21 protein-coding genes and 1 other annotated feature are annotated in these 17,698 nt (G+C 45.0%); of the genes, 2 read left to right on the plus strand and 19 right to left on the minus strand.

The genetic code is table 11. The features are described from left to right. The first annotated feature begins 94 nt into the window (after nt 1-94). A complete protein-coding gene (locus C8D73_RS02760) occupies nt 95-1,150 on the plus strand; it encodes a hypothetical protein (protein ID WP_113077238.1) in 1,056 nt (351 codons plus the stop codon). Between the two features lie 47 nt (nt 1,151-1,197). Here the strand turns inward: C8D73_RS02760 and C8D73_RS02765 are convergent, their stop codons facing one another. From C8D73_RS02765 to C8D73_RS02810, 10 genes are all read right to left on the minus strand, one after another. After that, a complete protein-coding gene (locus C8D73_RS02765; protein ID WP_113077239.1) occupies nt 1,198-1,722 on the minus strand; it encodes a peptidoglycan recognition protein family protein in 525 nt (174 codons plus the stop codon). Nucleotides 1,723-1,738: 16 nt separating this feature from the next. Continuing rightward, nucleotides 1,739-2,737: a ComEC/Rec2 family competence protein gene (locus tag C8D73_RS02770; RefSeq protein WP_021718922.1), complete on the minus strand. Its 999-nt coding sequence runs from the start codon at nt 2,735-2,737 to the stop codon at nt 1,739-1,741. Nucleotides 2,738-2,749: 12 nt separating this feature from the next. Beyond that, nucleotides 2,750-4,051, minus strand: coding sequence for a patatin-like phospholipase family protein (locus tag C8D73_RS02775; protein WP_113077240.1), 1,302 nt, complete (start codon nt 4,049-4,051; stop codon nt 2,750-2,752). Continuing rightward, nucleotides 4,036-4,302: a hypothetical protein gene (locus C8D73_RS02780; RefSeq protein WP_021718924.1), complete on the minus strand. Its 267-nt coding sequence runs from the start codon at nt 4,300-4,302 to the stop codon at nt 4,036-4,038. The genes C8D73_RS02775 and C8D73_RS02780 overlap by 16 nt, the downstream gene beginning before the upstream one ends. Nucleotides 4,303-4,327: 25 nt before the next feature. After that, nucleotides 4,328-4,969 (minus strand): DUF2589 domain-containing protein, encoded by a 642-nt coding sequence (locus C8D73_RS02785; RefSeq protein WP_113077241.1) that lies wholly within the window; start codon nt 4,967-4,969, stop codon nt 4,328-4,330. A 28-nt stretch (nt 4,970-4,997) separates the two neighbouring features. Beyond that, nucleotides 4,998-5,441 (minus strand): DUF2589 domain-containing protein, encoded by a 444-nt coding sequence (locus tag C8D73_RS02790; RefSeq protein WP_021718926.1) that lies wholly within the window; start codon nt 5,439-5,441, stop codon nt 4,998-5,000. 18 nt (nt 5,442-5,459) lie between these two features. Beyond that, the gene (locus tag C8D73_RS02795) at nt 5,460-5,648 is read right to left on the minus strand and encodes a helix-turn-helix domain-containing protein (RefSeq protein ID WP_306541623.1); all 189 of its coding nucleotides are present in this window, start codon (nt 5,646-5,648) and stop codon (nt 5,460-5,462) included. A 26-nt stretch (nt 5,649-5,674) separates the two neighbouring features. Further along, the gene (locus C8D73_RS02800; RefSeq protein ID WP_113077242.1) at nt 5,675-5,914 is read right to left on the minus strand and encodes a hypothetical protein; all 240 of its coding nucleotides are present in this window, start codon (nt 5,912-5,914) and stop codon (nt 5,675-5,677) included. Between the two features lie 300 nt (nt 5,915-6,214). Continuing rightward, nucleotides 6,215-8,443 (minus strand): heavy metal translocating P-type ATPase, encoded by a 2,229-nt coding sequence (locus C8D73_RS02805; RefSeq protein ID WP_113077243.1) that lies wholly within the window; start codon nt 8,441-8,443, stop codon nt 6,215-6,217. A gap of 5 nt (nt 8,444-8,448) precedes the next feature. After that, complete coding sequence (locus C8D73_RS02810) at nt 8,449-8,655, minus strand: heavy-metal-associated domain-containing protein (RefSeq protein WP_113077244.1); 207 nt, start codon at nt 8,653-8,655, stop codon at nt 8,449-8,451. A 395-nt stretch (nt 8,656-9,050) separates the two neighbouring features. On the opposite strand from C8D73_RS02810, the gene C8D73_RS02815 reads away from it, so the two are divergent. Next, the gene (locus tag C8D73_RS02815) at nt 9,051-9,623 is read left to right on the plus strand and encodes an ECF transporter S component (RefSeq protein ID WP_021718931.1); all 573 of its coding nucleotides are present in this window, start codon (nt 9,051-9,053) and stop codon (nt 9,621-9,623) included. A 98-nt stretch (nt 9,624-9,721) separates the two neighbouring features. On the opposite strand, the gene C8D73_RS02820 is transcribed toward C8D73_RS02815, so the two are convergent. From C8D73_RS02820 to C8D73_RS02860, 9 genes are all read right to left on the minus strand, one after another. Further along, a complete protein-coding gene (locus C8D73_RS02820; protein WP_113077245.1) occupies nt 9,722-10,204 on the minus strand; it encodes a hypothetical protein in 483 nt (160 codons plus the stop codon). Between the two features lie 277 nt (nt 10,205-10,481). Beyond that, a complete protein-coding gene (gene leuA, locus C8D73_RS02825; protein WP_113077246.1) occupies nt 10,482-12,164 on the minus strand; it encodes a 2-isopropylmalate synthase in 1,683 nt (560 codons plus the stop codon). Between the two features lie 87 nt (nt 12,165-12,251). Continuing rightward, nucleotides 12,252-12,481: a binding site (T-box leader), on the minus strand. Nucleotides 12,482-12,736: 255 nt separating this feature from the next. Continuing rightward, complete coding sequence (rpsI, locus tag C8D73_RS02830; RefSeq protein ID WP_021718934.1) at nt 12,737-13,129, minus strand: 30S ribosomal protein S9; 393 nt, start codon at nt 13,127-13,129, stop codon at nt 12,737-12,739. A gap of 19 nt (nt 13,130-13,148) precedes the next feature. Continuing rightward, nucleotides 13,149-13,586: a 50S ribosomal protein L13 gene (gene rplM / locus C8D73_RS02835; protein WP_021718935.1), complete on the minus strand. Its 438-nt coding sequence runs from the start codon at nt 13,584-13,586 to the stop codon at nt 13,149-13,151. Between the two features lie 134 nt (nt 13,587-13,720). Continuing rightward, complete coding sequence (gene truA / locus C8D73_RS02840; protein WP_113077247.1) at nt 13,721-14,497, minus strand: tRNA pseudouridine(38-40) synthase TruA; 777 nt, start codon at nt 14,495-14,497, stop codon at nt 13,721-13,723. Next, nucleotides 14,485-15,303, minus strand: coding sequence for an energy-coupling factor transporter transmembrane component T family protein (locus C8D73_RS02845; protein ID WP_021718937.1), 819 nt, complete (start codon nt 15,301-15,303; stop codon nt 14,485-14,487). The genes truA and C8D73_RS02845 overlap by 13 nt, the downstream gene beginning before the upstream one ends. After that, nucleotides 15,304-16,161, minus strand: a complete 858-nt coding sequence (locus C8D73_RS02850; RefSeq protein WP_021718938.1) for an energy-coupling factor transporter ATPase — start codon at nt 16,159-16,161, stop codon at nt 15,304-15,306. Beyond that, the gene (locus tag C8D73_RS02855; RefSeq protein WP_021718939.1) at nt 16,152-16,985 is read right to left on the minus strand and encodes an energy-coupling factor transporter ATPase; all 834 of its coding nucleotides are present in this window, start codon (nt 16,983-16,985) and stop codon (nt 16,152-16,154) included. Before C8D73_RS02855 ends, C8D73_RS02850 begins: the two co-directional genes overlap by 10 nt. A 255-nt stretch (nt 16,986-17,240) precedes the next feature. Next, entirely contained in the window at nt 17,241-17,666 is a 426-nt protein-coding gene (locus C8D73_RS02860) for a VOC family protein (RefSeq protein ID WP_113077248.1), read from the minus strand. Nucleotides 17,667-17,698: the final 32 nt, after the last annotated feature.

Raw genomic sequence — 17,698 nt, forward strand, 5'->3', positions numbered from 1 at the left:
TTATTTATATTGTTGACTAAAAAAGTTGCATCCTTTCAAAGTCGTAGTATAATAGGCATTATAATAAATTTAAAGTTTTTGAGGGGATGCACTTATGCAAACAAAAAAATTAAAATACCTGCTGCTGTTTGCCGTTATCGCAATAGCCGCCGCAGTGGCATGGTACTTTGCCTACTGGGTCAAAACGCCGCAGTATTCGCTGGGCCTTATTGGCAGCGCAGTACAAAAGCACGATTTTGCGGCTTTTGAAAAGCACGTCGATATGGAAACACTTTACAGCAGTGCTTATGACGATGTCGTTGTTGCCTCTTTTGGTAACGAACGCCTGTCAAGCCCGATTCTGGCTGCGTTAGTACAGAATATCAAAGGTGTTGCCGTCCCGATCCTGATCGACCAGACCAGACAATACGTCAACGGCGGTACTATGGAAGAAGCAGATCCAAGTGATGCTGACTCGCCGATGCTGCAAAACAACGGCACTGATATTGTCAATAATCTGAAAAACAAGACAGGCGTCAATTCTATGCAGTATCAGGGTGTGGAAAAGATTCAGAAAAATGGCAGTGTCGCTGTCGTAACCATCAAAGTTTTCGACAGCGAATTAGACAAACATTTTTTAGTAGAACTTGCTATGCAGCAGCTTACTGACGATACCTGGCAGATAACCAAGATCAACAATCTGAAAACTTTGATCAATGAACGTGATCAGGCCTTACAAAACAAACTGGCTGAACTTAACGCTCCTGTACAAAAGCAGATCGGCGACGCTGTTGCCGTTTCTCCGCAAAAAATCTTTATAACTTCGGCTCCTTATTCCGGCGTTATACGCCTGTTAGAAGCAGATATTCAGCTGACTAACAACGCGATGAGGGAGTTGCAGTATTTTACCGGTGTTCTGGAGCTTTACAACGCTGATAATGAATTATTTTACAGTGGTAATTTTGCCAGCAGCAAAGACCTTGCCGCCAAACAGACCGCAGTTTATAAATTCAACTGGGAGCTGAACCCTTTTCTGACTGATGATGCCAAGGTTATGAACAGCGATTTCAGCAAAGTGACTTGGAAGGCTTCTCTAAGCAGTCTGTCCTTTGCCGACGGCTCTACAATCGAACTTTTAACGCAGCTGCCTGTTAAAGCAGCAACTAAATAAAAACCTGAAAGCCGTAACGCCGATCCAACAGCGTTACGGCTTTTTTATTACCACTGACAGCAGGCTTTCGCTTTGCTGCGGATCAAAGCACCGCCATCTTGCAAAGTTCCGTCGGCAGATGCCAGCTTCCACAGATCCCATCTTTCAAAAGTCGTTGCCGGCCCATAATCATCAAGGTCAGCCGCTTCTGCATGAGTCATAACATAATTATCGTCGATCGGCAAATCCAGTCCCCGGCACAAAACCGCTACTACCCGCGCCAAGGTTTCTAACTGTTGCCGTGTAGGCGGCACGCTGCCAAAGTCCACACCGCCATCGGCATAAGCCACCGCGTCGGCGCAGCAGCAGATGCTTACCGCAACTGCGCCGCTGTTACGATGCCAGGTATGCTCTTTATATTCTGTCAGTTTCCCGCAGCTGCTCCACACTGTACCATCACCTGTGATATTCAAGTGATAGTCGTCATAAGTATTGTTATAATGCCCCGCCGTCCAGTGCAAATAAATCCTTCTGATCTCACCCTTTGCGTTTTCAGCCAGCGCCGCCAATTCCTGCAATGTTATTTCACGCATTTTCTATCCCTCCGTCTCAGGCTGCCTGCGCCTGCTGCTCATCATAAAACTTCTCAACAGTTATATCACAGGTTTTGCCATTGCTTTTTATAATAATATCGCCGCATAAAGCCGTATTGAAAACATCGGCCTGTAAATTGTACAGTCTTTGTACCACTTCCGGGCTGGGATGCTTATATTTATTACCTTCGCCGCTGCTGATGACCGCTATTTTCGGTTTGACAGCAGCTAAAAATTCATTGATCGATGATGTTTTACTGCCGTGATGCGCCACTTTTAAAACCTGCGCCTGCAGTGCCTCAGGGTCAGTTTGCAGCAGATCACGTTCTACTTCGGCCTGAATATCCCCGGTCAGCAGCATTGCAAAATCTTTATACTCCAACCGCAGCACCAGACTGTTGTTATTGGTGTCAGAAGGAGTCCCCTTATACAGCGTCTGCGGACTCAGGACCTTCAGCTTCACCATTTCATTGACCGGAACTTCCTGACCGCCGCGCAGTACTTCAAAAGGAATCTGTTCCTTTTCTATCTGCAAACGAAAGTCGTTATACATTTTAGTTTTATAATTCTGACCGCTGTCATAAACATGTTTTACCGGAAACCTGTTCAGCACCGCTTTCATACCGCCGATATGGTCGGCATGCGGATGTGTAGCGATCAGCATATCGATCTGCTCGACATGATTTTCTTCCAGCTTGGTCAGCAGCCTGGCAGCTTCGCTGCGGTCGCCGCTGTCGATCAGGATATTTTTCCCCTGCATTTGTACCAGGATACTGTCTCCCTGTCCAATATCCAAAGCTGTAACGGCAAGGATATCGTCAGCAGTTTTCACAGCTTCCTGTGTTTTTGCCTCCGCTTTTGGCGGCATTTCTTCGGGTACTGCAGTATCCATCGTCTGTAACTGCTCCAGCAAAACCGGCACATAACTTTTTATCAGCTCGCTGTCTTTAGTAACAACGCCGGCTGCAAGCACCAGCGCAGCCAAAAGTATCGCTAAAAATGAAGTCTTCTTCATATGTTCCGCTCCTTAATTTAAATGCAGATCGTGATGCAGCGGCTTAAAAATACTCATTTTACCACCGCGCTCCAGCACTGCTGTTGCAAAACCTGCGTCATAATCTGGCAGCTCCGGCATTTTGCTTTGCTGCAGCTGTTCATTGCCGGGCAGCAGCAATCTTAAAGCATAATCTATTTTTACCGCTCCCAGCCACATCAGATACTCTATCTCGACATCGTGGAAGCCGTCCATATCGGTCCTCAGTGCAGCACACAGCTGTTCCACCTGCAATAGCTGTTCCATATTCATTCCCCTGGTTCCACGCTCGCGCCAATATTCTATAATCTTTCCTAGCCCACGACCTAAAATAAGCTGCTGATGCTGTTTCACCTCAAAAAGCAGCCGGCGGCGCAGATACACGACCTGATCCAGCCCTACTGCCAAAGTACGGTTGGCAAGCTCCAACTTGCTCATGTGTGAATTATCCCACAAAGGTTGGCTTGCACCGGATGCATCCAGCATCAGTAATGGAACAGGCGATTTCAGCATACTTTCACTGCCCAGATTATCATAAACGCCGCCATCAGTCAGATAGAGCTTGGCCGGATTTTCCGGTTTCTGCGTTCCCGTACCGTAAAGATCCCTGAATTCTCTTGCCTCTACATCCAGTTCCAAAGGTGCGAAGCCTACCGGATAAGCAGCCGAAGCCGCAACGGCAAAAGCAATGGGGATATCGTCGATATCACTGCTGCGCCCCAGCAGATAACCGTAAATATCACTACTTTTAAACCTGAATCTTTTTAAGGTATTGATACAGGTAGCATTGCAGCTCCATTCTGTCGCTGCCTCTGCCTGCTTCATTTTTCTGCCTTCAAACAGTTCTTCGTCTAACACCTGTGGAAAAGCTTTACTCATCTTCGGCCTTAAAGCAGCCGCCAGAGCCAACTGCTGCAGCTTGGGCAGATATGGCAGCAGATAAGCGAGCCAGGATGCTTTTGTCATGATACGCCTGCGGAAATTGCACTGCCCCAGATTGATCAGTTTCGTTGTCACCCGCCTGTCAAAATCAAGCAAACTGCTGAAATCACCTTCTGCCAAAGCGCTGATGACAGCACCTGCAGCAATACTGCCGCCGGACACAGAGGTTATTTCGCTGACATGTTTTTCAAGTCCCAGCTCTACTAATCTGCGGTAAGCCCCAAGACAGTAAAACGTAGCTCTGAAACCGCCGCCGCTGAAACCCAGATTGATCTTATTATCTATTTCCACTTCATTTTCCCTCCTTTGAAAAAAGCCGCCCATAACAGGCGGCTTTCTTAATCTTCCAGCCATACCGGCCTTCTGGCAAAACCAACATGGTAAACTATGTACTGCATCACCACCTGATGCTCACCGATATTCAGCAAATAGAAATTCTTCTCCTGTCCGATGATCCGTCCGCGCGGAGAATCTGACAGACAGCGGTTTAGCAGCTGACGCTGCTTTTCAATGTCTTCCTCATTTACTGTTTTTTCTGGATCGGTATTGCCGATAACAACACGTTTTACATAGCCCACCGCACTTACATCAAATGGTTTCGTCATCATAGTTACCTGCCTTTACACCTCATCAGGCAACGTCATTATCAGCTGTATAATGTTCTTGCCCCTGTGCTCCTGCTGCCGCAGTTTTCTGGATACTTGTTGGGTTGATCGCCGTATTGAGGATATCCAAAACACGGGACAGACCTTCCGGCATCTCGCCCTGAGTAGCGCGGACCTGCACATGATATTTTGCGGAATTATCACTCTTACGGGTATTTTCCTTATGGCTGGAGATAGATCCCTTAACTTTGGCTTTCATACTGAAAGGACCGATCTGCAAACCCATCTCTGCTTCCAGCTCGCCTTTTTTATCGTCGATTTCCGACTGAGTTTCCGAAGATTTTACTTCCATATCGAAGGTAATATCTACCAGATCGATCGACAGAGACGGAACTTTGACCATCGCCAAAAGCGGGATATTCATTTCCACTTTTTCAGAAGCGGGACCATTGCCGTCATCGCCGTTAGCGCTGCGTGTAAAGCTGAACCCTACGGTACGTACGACCTGTTTATCGCCTTCCTTAACCAGGCCGACCTCTTCAATAAAGCGAGCCGTTGCGCCGGCCAGCATCGTCTGTGCGTCACAGGCAGCCTGCAGCGGACCGCCGATCAAAGACTCCATTGGCAAACCGCCGAATTCTTCCGCCATTTTTACTAATGCCATAATTAACTACATCCTTTCTGTTTGTACTTTATCAGGGCAGTATTTTCACCATCTGATCATTGATTTTCATAACTGCTTCAGGAGGATCGTTAGACTCAAACAGCAATTCTACATCGACAAAATTATCGGTATCCGTTTTGTTGGAAGACAAAATATTTGCCAGCAGACCGCTGTCATTGCTTTTACCATCATCCCAGCTGCTCAGCTTTACCTTAAACTTCAGCTTCATCTCCTTCAGCTTCAGAGAATTCATCGGTACCAGCGCAATTTTCGGCACCTGCACCAGTACATATTCCAGTTCGCCTGTGTCAGGATTGATACGAGGATATTGGATATCAAAAGTCAGCGGTTTCTGCGACTCGTCAAAATAACGTTTCATAACATTCAAGTGCTGATTTTCGATCATACTGTGCGCTTTTAAAATTGATTCCTGCATCGCTCCCAACAAATTCTCAAAGTATTGCTTTTTCGCCATCACGGCTCCTCCTCATAATCAAAATTTACGGCTGTAAAGATCGGTCACCTTAACCTGCAGCGCTCTTGCCAAAGCGTCAAGAACCGGAACAGTCGGATGCCGTTCGCCTAATTCGATCGCACTGATCATACTTGTACTGATACCTGATAATTTAGATAAATGCTTTTGCGTCATACGTTTCTCAGTGCGGACCTGGAAACAGATAATAACAAATCATAAGCCAGCCCCCCTTTCTAGGTGCCTTTTTCTTTAGCTCCTCCCCGCAGCTTCAAAAAGTTTTCCATACCGACTTTGGCAAAATAACCGCTGATGATAACAGAAAACGGACCGTCAACATAATCTATCAGCCTGTCCGGTATTTCTCTGTATATTAACCAAGTGCCGGCCGAAAACATTATGATGCCGACAAATAACCAGGTCACCGTTCCGACAACCTTTTTGGAGAAGCTCAGTTTTTCATCATCAAGTTCCATAGCTTTCACCTCCCTGGCTTTACATTACTATTATCTTTATCCACAATGGTGGAATATTATAAGAAATACTTTATTATTTTAATGTTTTACGAATTTTTAAATTGTGAAACATTTTTATTTTTGCTTTTTATCCTTTCATAAGTCCTCGCAGCTGTATCCTAGTACTTAGAAAGGACAAATAAAAAAGCCCCGCTTACAAAAATGTAAACGGGGCTTTCGCCTTTTTCTATATTTTTACAGGCCGCAGCATGCAAAAATACATGTATCAATATTCACTTTATTACTTCAAATTTATTTAGATTACTTAAAGCGTTTTAAACGCAGGGCATTGCTTACTACCGAAACCGAGCTCAGCGACATTGCAGCCGCAGCGATCATCGGGTCAAGCAGAGGTCCGCCGAAAATGTGCAGCACGCCTGCGGCTACAGGTATACCAATAATATTGTAGCCAAAAGCCCAGAACAGATTTTCTTTAACGTTGCGGATCGTAGCCTTACTTAAACGCAGGGTAGTACTGATATTACGAATATCTCCGTTGACCAGCACGACCTGCGCCGATTCTATCGCCACATCAGTCCCGCCGCCAACGGCAATGCCCAGATCAGCCTGCGCCAAAGCCGGTGCGTCGTTGATACCGTCGCCAACCATGGCGACGATCTCCCCACCCTGCTGGAAGCTTTTGATCAGCTCGGCCTTATGACCAGGCATCAGCTCAGCAACTACTTCGTCCACGCCTGCCTGCTGTGCAATATAAGCAGCAGCACGTTTATTATCGCCGGTCAGGATAACGGTACGGATATTCAGCTCGTGCAGCTTCTGCATTGCTTCCTGGGTTTCTTCCTTCAGCGTATCAGCGATAGCAAAAATACCGCATAAATTACGGCCGATCGTCAGATAAACGATCGTTTTACCAACTGACGCTAATTTTTCGCCAAGTTCTATGGCATTCGGAGGAATCATTGCCACAGGCTGTACAAAGGACAAATTTCCCAACCGTACGTTGGTATTTTCACAACGGGCAGCGATACCGCCGCCTACCGTAGTTCTAAAATCTGTACAGGTCGGCAGTTCCATCCCTGCGGCCCGTTCTTTGACAGCTACTGCCAGCGGATGAGCTGAACCTTGTTCAATTGCCGCCGCCAGCCTTGTTATCGCTTCTTCTTTGGCTCCGTTCCAGCCGATAACGTCTGTTACTATCGGTTTGCCCTTCGTAATCGTACCGGTTTTATCAAAAACCGCCATTGTTACATTATGGGCTGTTTCTAAAGCTTCTGCATTTTTGAACAGCACGCCTTTTTCAGCACCCTTACCTACAGCGACCATGATTGCCGCCGGTGTCGCCAGTCCCAAAGCGCATGGGCATGCAATAACAAGTACGGCAACAAAGACCTGCATGGCAAACTTACTGCCAGAGCCGGCAAACCACCAGCTCAAGCCGGCGACTAAAGCTATCACCAGCACTACCGGCACAAAAACCGCCGCAATTTTATCAGCCGTTTTGGCAATCGGCGCTTTCGATCCCTGAGCCGCTTCTACCATCTGCATGATCTGCGACAGCATCGTATCCTTACCGACTTTTTCAGCTTTAAAACGCAGATACCCGTCGGTAACTACTGTAGCCGCAAAAACATTTTCGCCGACACTTTTACCTACAGGCATACTTTCACCGGTCAGCATCGATTCGTCAACACTGGCATGTCCGTCTGTGATCACCCCGTCGACCGGTACCTGATTGCCTGGGTGGACGATAACTATATCACCAGTCAGTATCGCTTCACGCGGAATCTCTACTTCTCCGCCGTCCTTCCAGATAAAGCCTGTCTTCGGCGCCAGGTTAAGCAGGCTGCTGATAGCGTGTCCAGCTTCACCTTTCGCACGCAGTTCTAAAAACTTACCACATAAAACAAAGGTCAAAATAGCACCGGCAGACTCAAAATAAAGACTATGGACAGCATGCGGATTTATTCTTGCCAGAACTTCGTATGTTGAATAGCTGCTGTAAATAAACGCAGCCCCCGTACCTAAAGCAACCAGTGTATCCATCGACGGAACACCATTTTTCAAGCTGATGATACCATTTTTGAAAAACGGACCGCCGGCATACAATATCGGCAGCGTTAACAACAACTGTACAAAAGCATAGACATCACTCATCTGATCCGGATCTATCGGTACAGGCAAAAATTTACCCGGCACCATCGGCGCCATCGCCAAATATAACAGCGGCACAAAAAAGAAAGCCGCCACTTTCAAACGTTTCTTTAAATCAAGGGCATCCTGTTCCGCCCTCTGTTCAGCTGTCGATTCTTCGCCCGGCGCATCATGGACGACACCAAAGCTCATTCTGGTCACAGCTGCTTCCAGCTGCTCTATCGTCGCCTGATTTTCATCATAACGCACCAACGCCGACTGAGTCGCCAGATTGACTTCCGCTCTGTCGACACCTGGAACCTTCTTTAAAGAACGTTCCACGCCATTAGAACAGGCAGCACAATGCATTCCTGAAATTTTAATAGTTACTGTTTTCATAAGCTTTATTTTTCAACAGTGAAACCAGCTTCTTTTACTGCCATTTCCAACTGCTCCACTGTAGCCGGGGCTTCATATTCTACAACTGCCATGCACTGCTCCAGGTCTACTGCTGCGTGTTTTACGCCCGGTACATCCTCCAATGCCATTTTTACACTGGCAACACAACCTGCGCACGACATACCAAAAATATACATACTCGATTTTTCCATAATTTATGCCTCCATTTCGGAATTTGATCCAGTGCTGCCAGTAAAATCGACAGCTTAAATTTTAAGGTTAGCAAAAACTGCCCCTCTACATCTTATAACTCAATCTTAACAACCTGTACAGGCTTTGTCAAATAATAACTCTACCTTACAGAAGCTTGAAATTATACGCAGCAGGCAGCAATTCATTCCTTAAATCTATTATAACATATGAGTCGTTATTCATATATATTTTTCTGCAAAACCTTTGTGAATTATTTTTCTGACTGCCGCATTATTACCACATTTACCTGCTTTTTCTAACTGTCCTGCTTTATTTTTCAACTTCTGTCTATTTTACACAAACCAGTTTTGTTTTATACTATATTTTGTAGATTTAACTGAAGAGGGTGTTTTTTATGCGTAATGACAATATTACAAGGCTGACACTGGCAGGTATGTTTGCAGCTTTGGCTTTCGTTTGTTTTACTTATCTGCGGATCGAGATCCCCATGGGTGGCGGTATGACCGGCAAAATTTATATCGGTCATGCTTTTATCCTCCTGTCTGCTCTGATTCTGGGGGCAAAATACGGAGCGCTTACAGGTGCAATAGGTCTGTCACTGGCAGACATTTTAGCCGGTTATACCACATCAGCACCGCCGACTTTTTTAGCCAAATTTCTATTGGGACTGGCGGTAGCCTTTATTGCTCATAAAGTTTTTAATCTGGCTGCGGCAGATGACAAAAAAGCGACTAAGATCGTAACTATAGCGGCTGTTTTCGGCTGCCTGGTCAATGTTATTACCGAACCGCTGATTCGCTATGGCTTTAAAGTCTTCGTTTTAGGACTTCCGCACCAGATAGCCTATCTATCTGCAATTAACTGTGCTGTTTCCATGGCGGTAAGCGCTGTGCCCTCTGTTATTTTAGCAGTTTTCCTGTATAAAGCAGTGCAGCATAGTATCCTGAAAAGCTATAAATTTGTTTAACCTTACATTCACAATACCCCTAAAAAAATGAAGGCCGCTGCTTGTTAAAAGCAGCGGCCTTCATTTTTAATAATCATTGTTTTATTTTAATCTATCATTTACAGCAATAACAGCAGTCCTGCAAGGGAAACTAACGAAATACAGCCTGCGACAACTTTTTTCATGCAGGAAATCTTCTTCTCCCTGCTCTGAGCAGGCTCACATAAAGCTGCTTTTTCTTTAGCTGAAGCATCAATAAACGCTTTAGCATAATATCCATCCAACTCAAGCAAACTGTATTCCCCATTCTCAAATTGAACGGCCAGCTGATACACAGATGCTTTAGGAGGTTTTAACACTGCCCCCATGAGCTCCTGACCATATTCTTCTGTCATCCCTTCAAGTGCACAATCAGACTTTCCTGCAAAAGCATCTTTGATAGCTTCATCAGTTACAAATTCCCACGTATGAATTGTTTCTTTGCTGATGATAATTCCTTCATCAGGTTCTTTAAAATGCATCTTCGTTACGATCATACAAACTGGATTTAAGAAAACAGCACTGCCAGACAGATGCCCCAGGATCACTTTATTTTTAGCCATAAAATTTTCATCCTTCTTTACGACAGATTTTTACTATCATTACAGACTTGGCAATTTACACTTTCTCCCCTTCTTCCTGTTATTGATCCGTAATTTTCTCTGCTATTGCTGCTGTTTATTTCTAGCTTTGCGGCAAAGCTCCTGCCTGCCTCCTTTCACTTTTACACGAAATTTACGACAAAAGGCACAGTACTTTATCAGTACTGTGCCTTTATCTGCAAGATAACCAAACTACGCCTGTCTTAATATTTTTTATCTGATTTTTACACCGCTCTGATTATTTCTCAGCTCTGTTAATAGCGCATAGGATACCCAAAAGCGCAGCTACGTTGATATTACTGTCGATACCAACACCAAAGATATGTCCATTACCGGGAATCTTCAGTTCTATGTAACAAATACCCTTCGCGTCAGAACCGCGGGAAATAGCATGTTCGTGATAATTAACAAATTCATAGCCCTCTACGCCGATTCCTGCCAGCGCCTGGAAGAATGAATCTATCGGGCCGTTGCCGACACCGGCAACTTCTTTCATATCACCACAAACATCGATTTTACCTTCAAAACGAGTATGTGTAGTGCCATCCAACTCCCGTTGTTCCAGGAAGCTGTGGGAAGCCAGTTTGTATTTACCATCAAACTCTACATATTCACGGTTAAACAAGTCAACGATCTGTTCTTCCTTCAATTCATCACCAAAAGCATCGGAAGCAGCCTTCACAATATTGCCAAATTCAGGATGCATTTCCTTCGGCAGCCTGTAACCGACAGCATGCTGCAGCACAAAAGCTGCGCCGCCTTTACCGGATTGGCTGTTGATACGGATAACAGGTTCGTATTCACGGCTCAGATCAGCAGGATTGATCGGAAGATACGGTACTTCCCAATAAGGAGTATCGCTTTCCGCCATATATTCGTAACCCTTACGTATAGCATCCTGATGCGAACCGGAGAACGCGGTAAACGCCAATTCACCCGCATAAGGCTGACGCTCGGGCACCTTCATCTTGGTACAGGCCTCATAAATTTTTTTGACCGCCAGAATATTGGAAAAATCAAGCTCCGGATCAACGCCCTGAGTATACATATTCAAAGCAACTGTCACAATATCAAGATTGCCAGTGCGCTCGCCGTTGCCAAACAATGTTCCTTCGATGCGGTCTGCTCCGCCCAGCAGGGCAAGTTCAGCCGCAGCAACACCTGTCCCGCGGTCATTATGCGGATGAATGCTGATAATAGCAGCTTCCCTGTTTTTCATCTTAGTACAGAAATATTCGATCTGATCCGCATATGTGTTCGGCGTTGACATTTCCACTGTTGAAGGCAGATTCAGAATGATCGGGTTCTCATTCGTTGCCCCCAGGGTTTCCATTACCGCCTCGCATATTTCAATAGCAAAATCGATCTCAGTACCGGTAAAGCTTTCAGGAGAATATTCATACCGAATATTCATACCGCTGCTGGCAATTTCTTCCTCCGTCAGCTGACGGATAAGTTTTGCACCCTCCACTGCGATCTTGATAATGCCTGGCATATCTTCTTTAAATACGACCTTCCTCTGTAAGGTAGAGGTAGAATTATAAAAATGTACGATAACGTTTTTAGCGCCTTTAACTGCTTCAAAAGTTTTTTTGATCAGTTCCGGACGCGCCTGTACCAGTACCTGAATCGTTACATCATCGGGAATATGATGCCCTTCGATCAAAGTGCGCAGGATCTCATATTCGGTTTCAGATGCAGACGGAAAACCAACTTCTATTTCTTTAAAGCCAATATCTACCAGAGTCTTCAACATCAGCAGCTTTTCTTCCAGCTGCATCGGCGTAACCAAAGCCTGATTCCCGTCGCGCAGGTCAACACTGCACCAAATCGGCGCCTTGGTAATAGTTTTATTCGGCCATTGGCGATTCGGCCACTGGAGCGGCTGAAAAGGAATATACTGTTTACTTGCTTGTTTCATAAATATTTGCCTCCAATCTGTTTATGCCGGCGCAGCGGCCCAACTTCGGAAGCGGAAATAAAAAATCCCCGCTCCCTACGATAAATGCATAGGGGCGAGGAACTGTTCTCCACGCGGTACCACCCTAATTCAGCTGCCAAGCAGCCCTCTCAGCCTCAAACAAGGCCCAGGCGTTTAACGTTGCCACACGTTCTGCTCTACATATCAAGCAGACAACTCCGGGATGAGCTATACATAAAACTTTTGCCATCGACTTGCACCAACCGTCGACTCTCTTAGGCCTGCCAGTTTTATCTTGTTCCCTTCACAGTCTTTGAGGTGAAAATTTTTGAATTGTTAAAAATTATTATACCTACTTGCCTGATACTTGTCAAGAGAAAAAATACGACTCTAAAACGTCATCTTTATTAAAATGATTACATAAACTAAATAAAAAGCATACTTTTACTGCATATTATAACAACAGTATTTATTTTTTTAATCCTGTTTAGTTAATTCAAAGGAGTCTTTTCATATTGACAAAAAGAAAACCCGCACAAATTGTGCGGGTTTTGAACTTCTGTTCCCAATGATTAACGTTTCGAGAACTGGCTTGCTTTACGCGCTTTTTTAAGACCGTATTTACGACGTTCTTTTTCGCGCGGATCGCGAGTCAGGAAGCCAGCTTTTTTCAAAGCCGGACGATATTCAGCGTCAACGTCGAGCAAAGCACGAGCGATACCATGACGGATCGCACCTGCCTGACCGGAAATACCGCCGCCAATAACATTTACGAGTACGTCGTATTTGCCTTTGGTTTCAGTAATTTCAAGCGGTTGGTTAACGATGAGTTCCAATGTTTTCAGACCAAAATAATTGGTCAGCTCACGGCCGTTAATAACGATTTTACCTTCACCCGGAACCAGGCGAACGCGAGCAACTGAAGATTTGCGACGACCAGTCGCACTATAAGTAACTACTGCCATTTACGTTTCCTCCTCCGGATTATCTTACGTTGATTTCTAAAGTTTCAGGTTTTTGAGCTGCATGCGGGTGTTCAGGACCAGCATATACATGCAGTTTAGTGTAGATCTGGCTGCCAAGGCGATTTTTAGGAATCATACCTTTAACTGCGAGTTCTACCATTTTTACCGGGTTCTTAGCGAGCATATCGCCAGCTTTTGTGTAGCTGTCGCCGCCAAGGTAACCGGAATGACGGAAGTAAACTTTTTGAACCAGTTTTTTACCGGTCAAAACTACTTTGTCAGCATTGATTACGATTACATGATCTCCGGTATCCATATGCGGAGTAAAAGTCGGTTTGTGTTTGCCACGAAGGATTTTTGCAACTTCGGCTGCCATGCGGCCAAGAGTTTTATCAGCTGCGTCAACAACGAACCATTTACGTTCGATATTGGACGGATTAGCCATAAAAGATTTCATCCTTATGTCCCTCCCTAAAGTATTTCCTGTTCGATGTAATTTTATCGTTTCTCTCCGGGGCTAGTGGAGATAGGCGTAAAATCACGTATGTATATTGTAACCATCTTGACATTTTTTGTCAAGTAAAATCAGGATTATTTTCTGATTTTTTCAATATCTGCCAGAAAATGCGGTATATAACCAACATAATCTAAATAAAGTCCCTGAGGAGGCGCCGGGGCAACCTTAAAATGACGCTTGCCTGCTGCAAATTCACTTTTAAATGCAGCAATACTTTTAGTGCCTTTGCCGACTTCTACCAGATGCCAGACGATATTACGCACCATATGATATAAAAATCCATTACCTTCAATGCAGAATTCCAGTTCTCCCTGCTCTTTTGGCAGCCATTCAGCGCGGTAAATCGTTTTAACAGGCGAACTTTGCACACTGCCGGCCGAACGGAAAAACGAAAAATCATGTGTTCCCAAAAGCAGCTGTGCTGCCTCCTGCATCGCTTCAAGCCGCAGATATTCCCGCATTTGCCAGACATAGTTACGCAGGAAAGGGTCCGCATGTTTATTCTGCACTATGCGATAACAATAACGTTTCCAACAAGCGCTGTATCTGGCATGAAAGCCTTCGTCAGCTTCCTCAGCCTGCCAAAGCACGATATCCTTCGGCAGGATTCCTGCACAGGCCTTTAAAAGATTCTCCAATGGAATACTACCGCTGGTTGTCAGCGACACTACCTGCCCCCGTGCATGCACACCCGTATCAGTACGTCCAGAACCGGCTGTAACGATTTTTTCGCCGCAGAGCAAGGATAGTTTCTCTTCAAGCACCTGCTGCACTGTAAGAGCATTAGTCTGCTTCTGAAAACCATGGTAATTAGTGCCGTCATAAGCCACTGTTAATTTCAGAGTACGCATAACGCGTTCCCCCAGCGAATAAACGCCATCAGACCAATCAAAACAAACACTGTCGCTAATGCCGCATAGTCACGTCCATAATAAACGAGCTCGTGCATACGGCTGCGTCCTTCTCCACCGCGATAACAACGTGCTTCCATTGCTACCGCCAGATCATCGGCACGTCTGAACGCACTGATAAAAAGAGGTATCAAAAGCGGCAGCATATTTTTGGCTCTCTGCATCAGATTGCCGCTGGAAAAATCAGCCCCGCGCGCGGTCTGTGCCTTCATAATCCTGTCTGTTTCCTCAAGCAGCGTAGGTATAAACCGTAAGGCGATCGTCATCATCATTGCCAGCTCATGCGCTGGTACGCCAAAACGTTTAAATGGGCGCAGCAGAGCCTCTATCCCGTCAGTCAAAACTATTGGTGAAGTCGTAAATGTCAGTATCGAAGAAATCAGCAGCAGCAGAATCAGACGCATCGACATTTTCAGGCCCATTTCCAGACCTTCCTGCGTTACTTTAAAAAATTTCCAGGAAAAAATTACATTTTCACCCTGCCCTGTAAACATATGTATTACCATTGTCAGAACAATGATGATCCACAGCGGCTTTATTGATTTTAGAACCAGCATCAGCGGCAGACGTGATAAAAGAATAATCAAAAATACGAAACCCCAAAGTATTCCATAAGATACGGCTCCTGAGGCCAGAAAAATAGCGACAATGAAAAATAATGTTATCAGTATCTTCGTCCGCGGGTCCAACTTATGAATCAGAGAATTTCCCGGGTAATATTGTCCAAGCGCAATGTCAGTCAGCATTTATTTCAACCCCTTTGCTGTTTTGATCTGCGCTTCCAGTGCTTCCGCAGTCATGGTATCCGCCTGGATTTCCATCCCGCGTGCACGCAGTTCATCACTGAGTTTAAAAAGCTGCGGTACGTCCATGCTTACCGCCAAAAGTTCATTTTTATGATTTTGATAAATTTCAGCAGGACTTCCGTCTAAAATGACGCGTCCACCGGAAATAACCAGCAGCCGGTTACTGTAACGGGCTGCTTCTTCCATACTGTGCGTAACTAAAATCACAGCCATCCGGCGTTTTTTATACAAAGCCATGATTTCTGCAAAAACAGCATCACGTGAACGCGGATCAAGTCCGGCAGAAGGTTCGTCTAAAATCAGATAATCAGGATCCATTGCTATTACCCCGGCAATCGCCACGCGGCGCATTTGTCCTCCGGAAAGCTGAAACGGAGACCGGCTGGCAAAGGTTTCAAAATCCAAACCCACAAATCTCATCGCGTCTTGGACCTGCTGCTTAACCTCATTCTCCTGCATCCCCTTATTCCGCGGTCCAAATGCAATATCCTCAAAAACAGTTTCAGCAAAAATCTGATGTTCAGGATATTGGAAAACCATACCAACCTGGTGTCTTGCTTTTTTTACGGCTTCACCTTTGCCGCTGATATCCAGTCCATCAATCGTTACTTTACCTGCCGACGGTTTTAAAAGACCATTCAGATGCTGCACTAAAGTCGATTTTCCGCTGCCGGTATGCCCGATCACAGCCACAAACTCTCCTTTGTCCACAGTCAGCGAAACACCTTGCAGCGCTTTGCGTTCGTAGGGTGTTTTAGCCATATATGTAAATTCTACGTTTTCTAATGTTATCGGCATATGCTTTCAGCCAACTCCTCATTTGTAATAATTCCCTGCTGTAAATTCAGACCGCTTTGCCGCAAATCATCGGCAATTTTAGCAGCTAAAGGCGCTTCTAATCCTAAAGCATATAACTCTCGTACATGACTGAACACCTCTTTCGGCGTCCCCTGCATTTTGAGCTTGCCCTCTCCCATAACAATGATTCGGTCAGCCTGCAGCGCCTCTTCCATATAATGAGTTATATAAACCACGGTAATGCCTTTTTCCCGGTTCAATTTTTTGACAGTGGTTACTATTTCTTTGCGTCCCTGTGGATCGAGCATAGCCGTCGGTTCATCTAAAACAATACACTTGGGTTCCAATGCTAAAACACCTGCGATCGCCACGCGCTGTTTTTGACCGCCGGAAAGCAGATGCGGAGCATGCTTGGCATAATCACTCATACCTACTGCCGCCAGCGCAGCATCCACTCTTGTTCTTATTTCTGCCGTCGGCACCCCTATATTTTCCGGTCCAAAGGCAACGTCTTCCTCGACAATTGCTGCCACGATCTGATTATCAGGATTTTGAAACACCATCCCCACATGCTGGCGAATATCCCAAAGATTTTCTTCTACCGTAGTATCCATACCCTCGATCAGGCACACACCTTCACTTGGCCTCTGCAAAGCGTTAAAATGACGCGCTAAAGTACTTTTACCACTGCCATTGGCACCAATAACAGCAACAAATTCACCTTGTCTTATTTCTAAATTGATCCCATCCAAAGCCTTTATTTCTTTATTTTCACTGTCTGTATAAACATGTGTTAAATTTTTTACTTCAATTATAGTTTGCATGGCAAACCTCCGCTTAATTCAGTACCTTTATATTATATTATTCCAGCCCAGGTACGTCAACCGCTTCCAGCATACTTGGTTAACTTTACAAAAATAAGACCCGGAACAGTCCGGATCTTATTTTCAAACTTTCTTATTCTCTAATTTGCAGCTGCAACATTTGAAACAAGGCTATTTTTACTTTACCGCAGCTTCCATAAATTAATACTGATATCCATATGTATAAAAAGAATTTCTCAGAAGTATCTTTCAATTCTATAGTAAAGCAAATTTTTCGCTTTCAAAAATTGCTTTCATACGGCACAGACAAAAAGGATGCCCAGCAGGATCAAACATCACACGCCATTCTTTAGAAAACTGTTCAGCTGCCATTGTTGCTCCGCAGTTAATCGCATGCTGAACCGCTTCTTCCAAATCATTGACTGCAAAGTCCAAATGCGCCATCTGCTGCTGTACTCCCGGTTCTTCCGGCCACACAGGCGGACAGTACTCTGGATTTCGCTGAAAAAGTATTCCCGGATAAGCTCCCTGGGACATTCCAGGTGCTCCTATACAGGCCCAGTTCTCATCATAAAAAGGGATTTCCCAATTTAGCAGCTCTGCATAGAATTTAGCCAACGCATAAGGGTTTATGCAATCCAGTGTGAAAGAATACATTTTGATTTTCAATTCTTTCTCCATTTTTAATCCTTCCAATAAAAGATGATTTTCTT

Source organism: Phascolarctobacterium faecium DSM 14760 (genome assembly GCF_003269275.1).
Classification (GTDB): domain Bacteria; phylum Bacillota; class Negativicutes; order Acidaminococcales; family Acidaminococcaceae; genus Phascolarctobacterium; species Phascolarctobacterium faecium.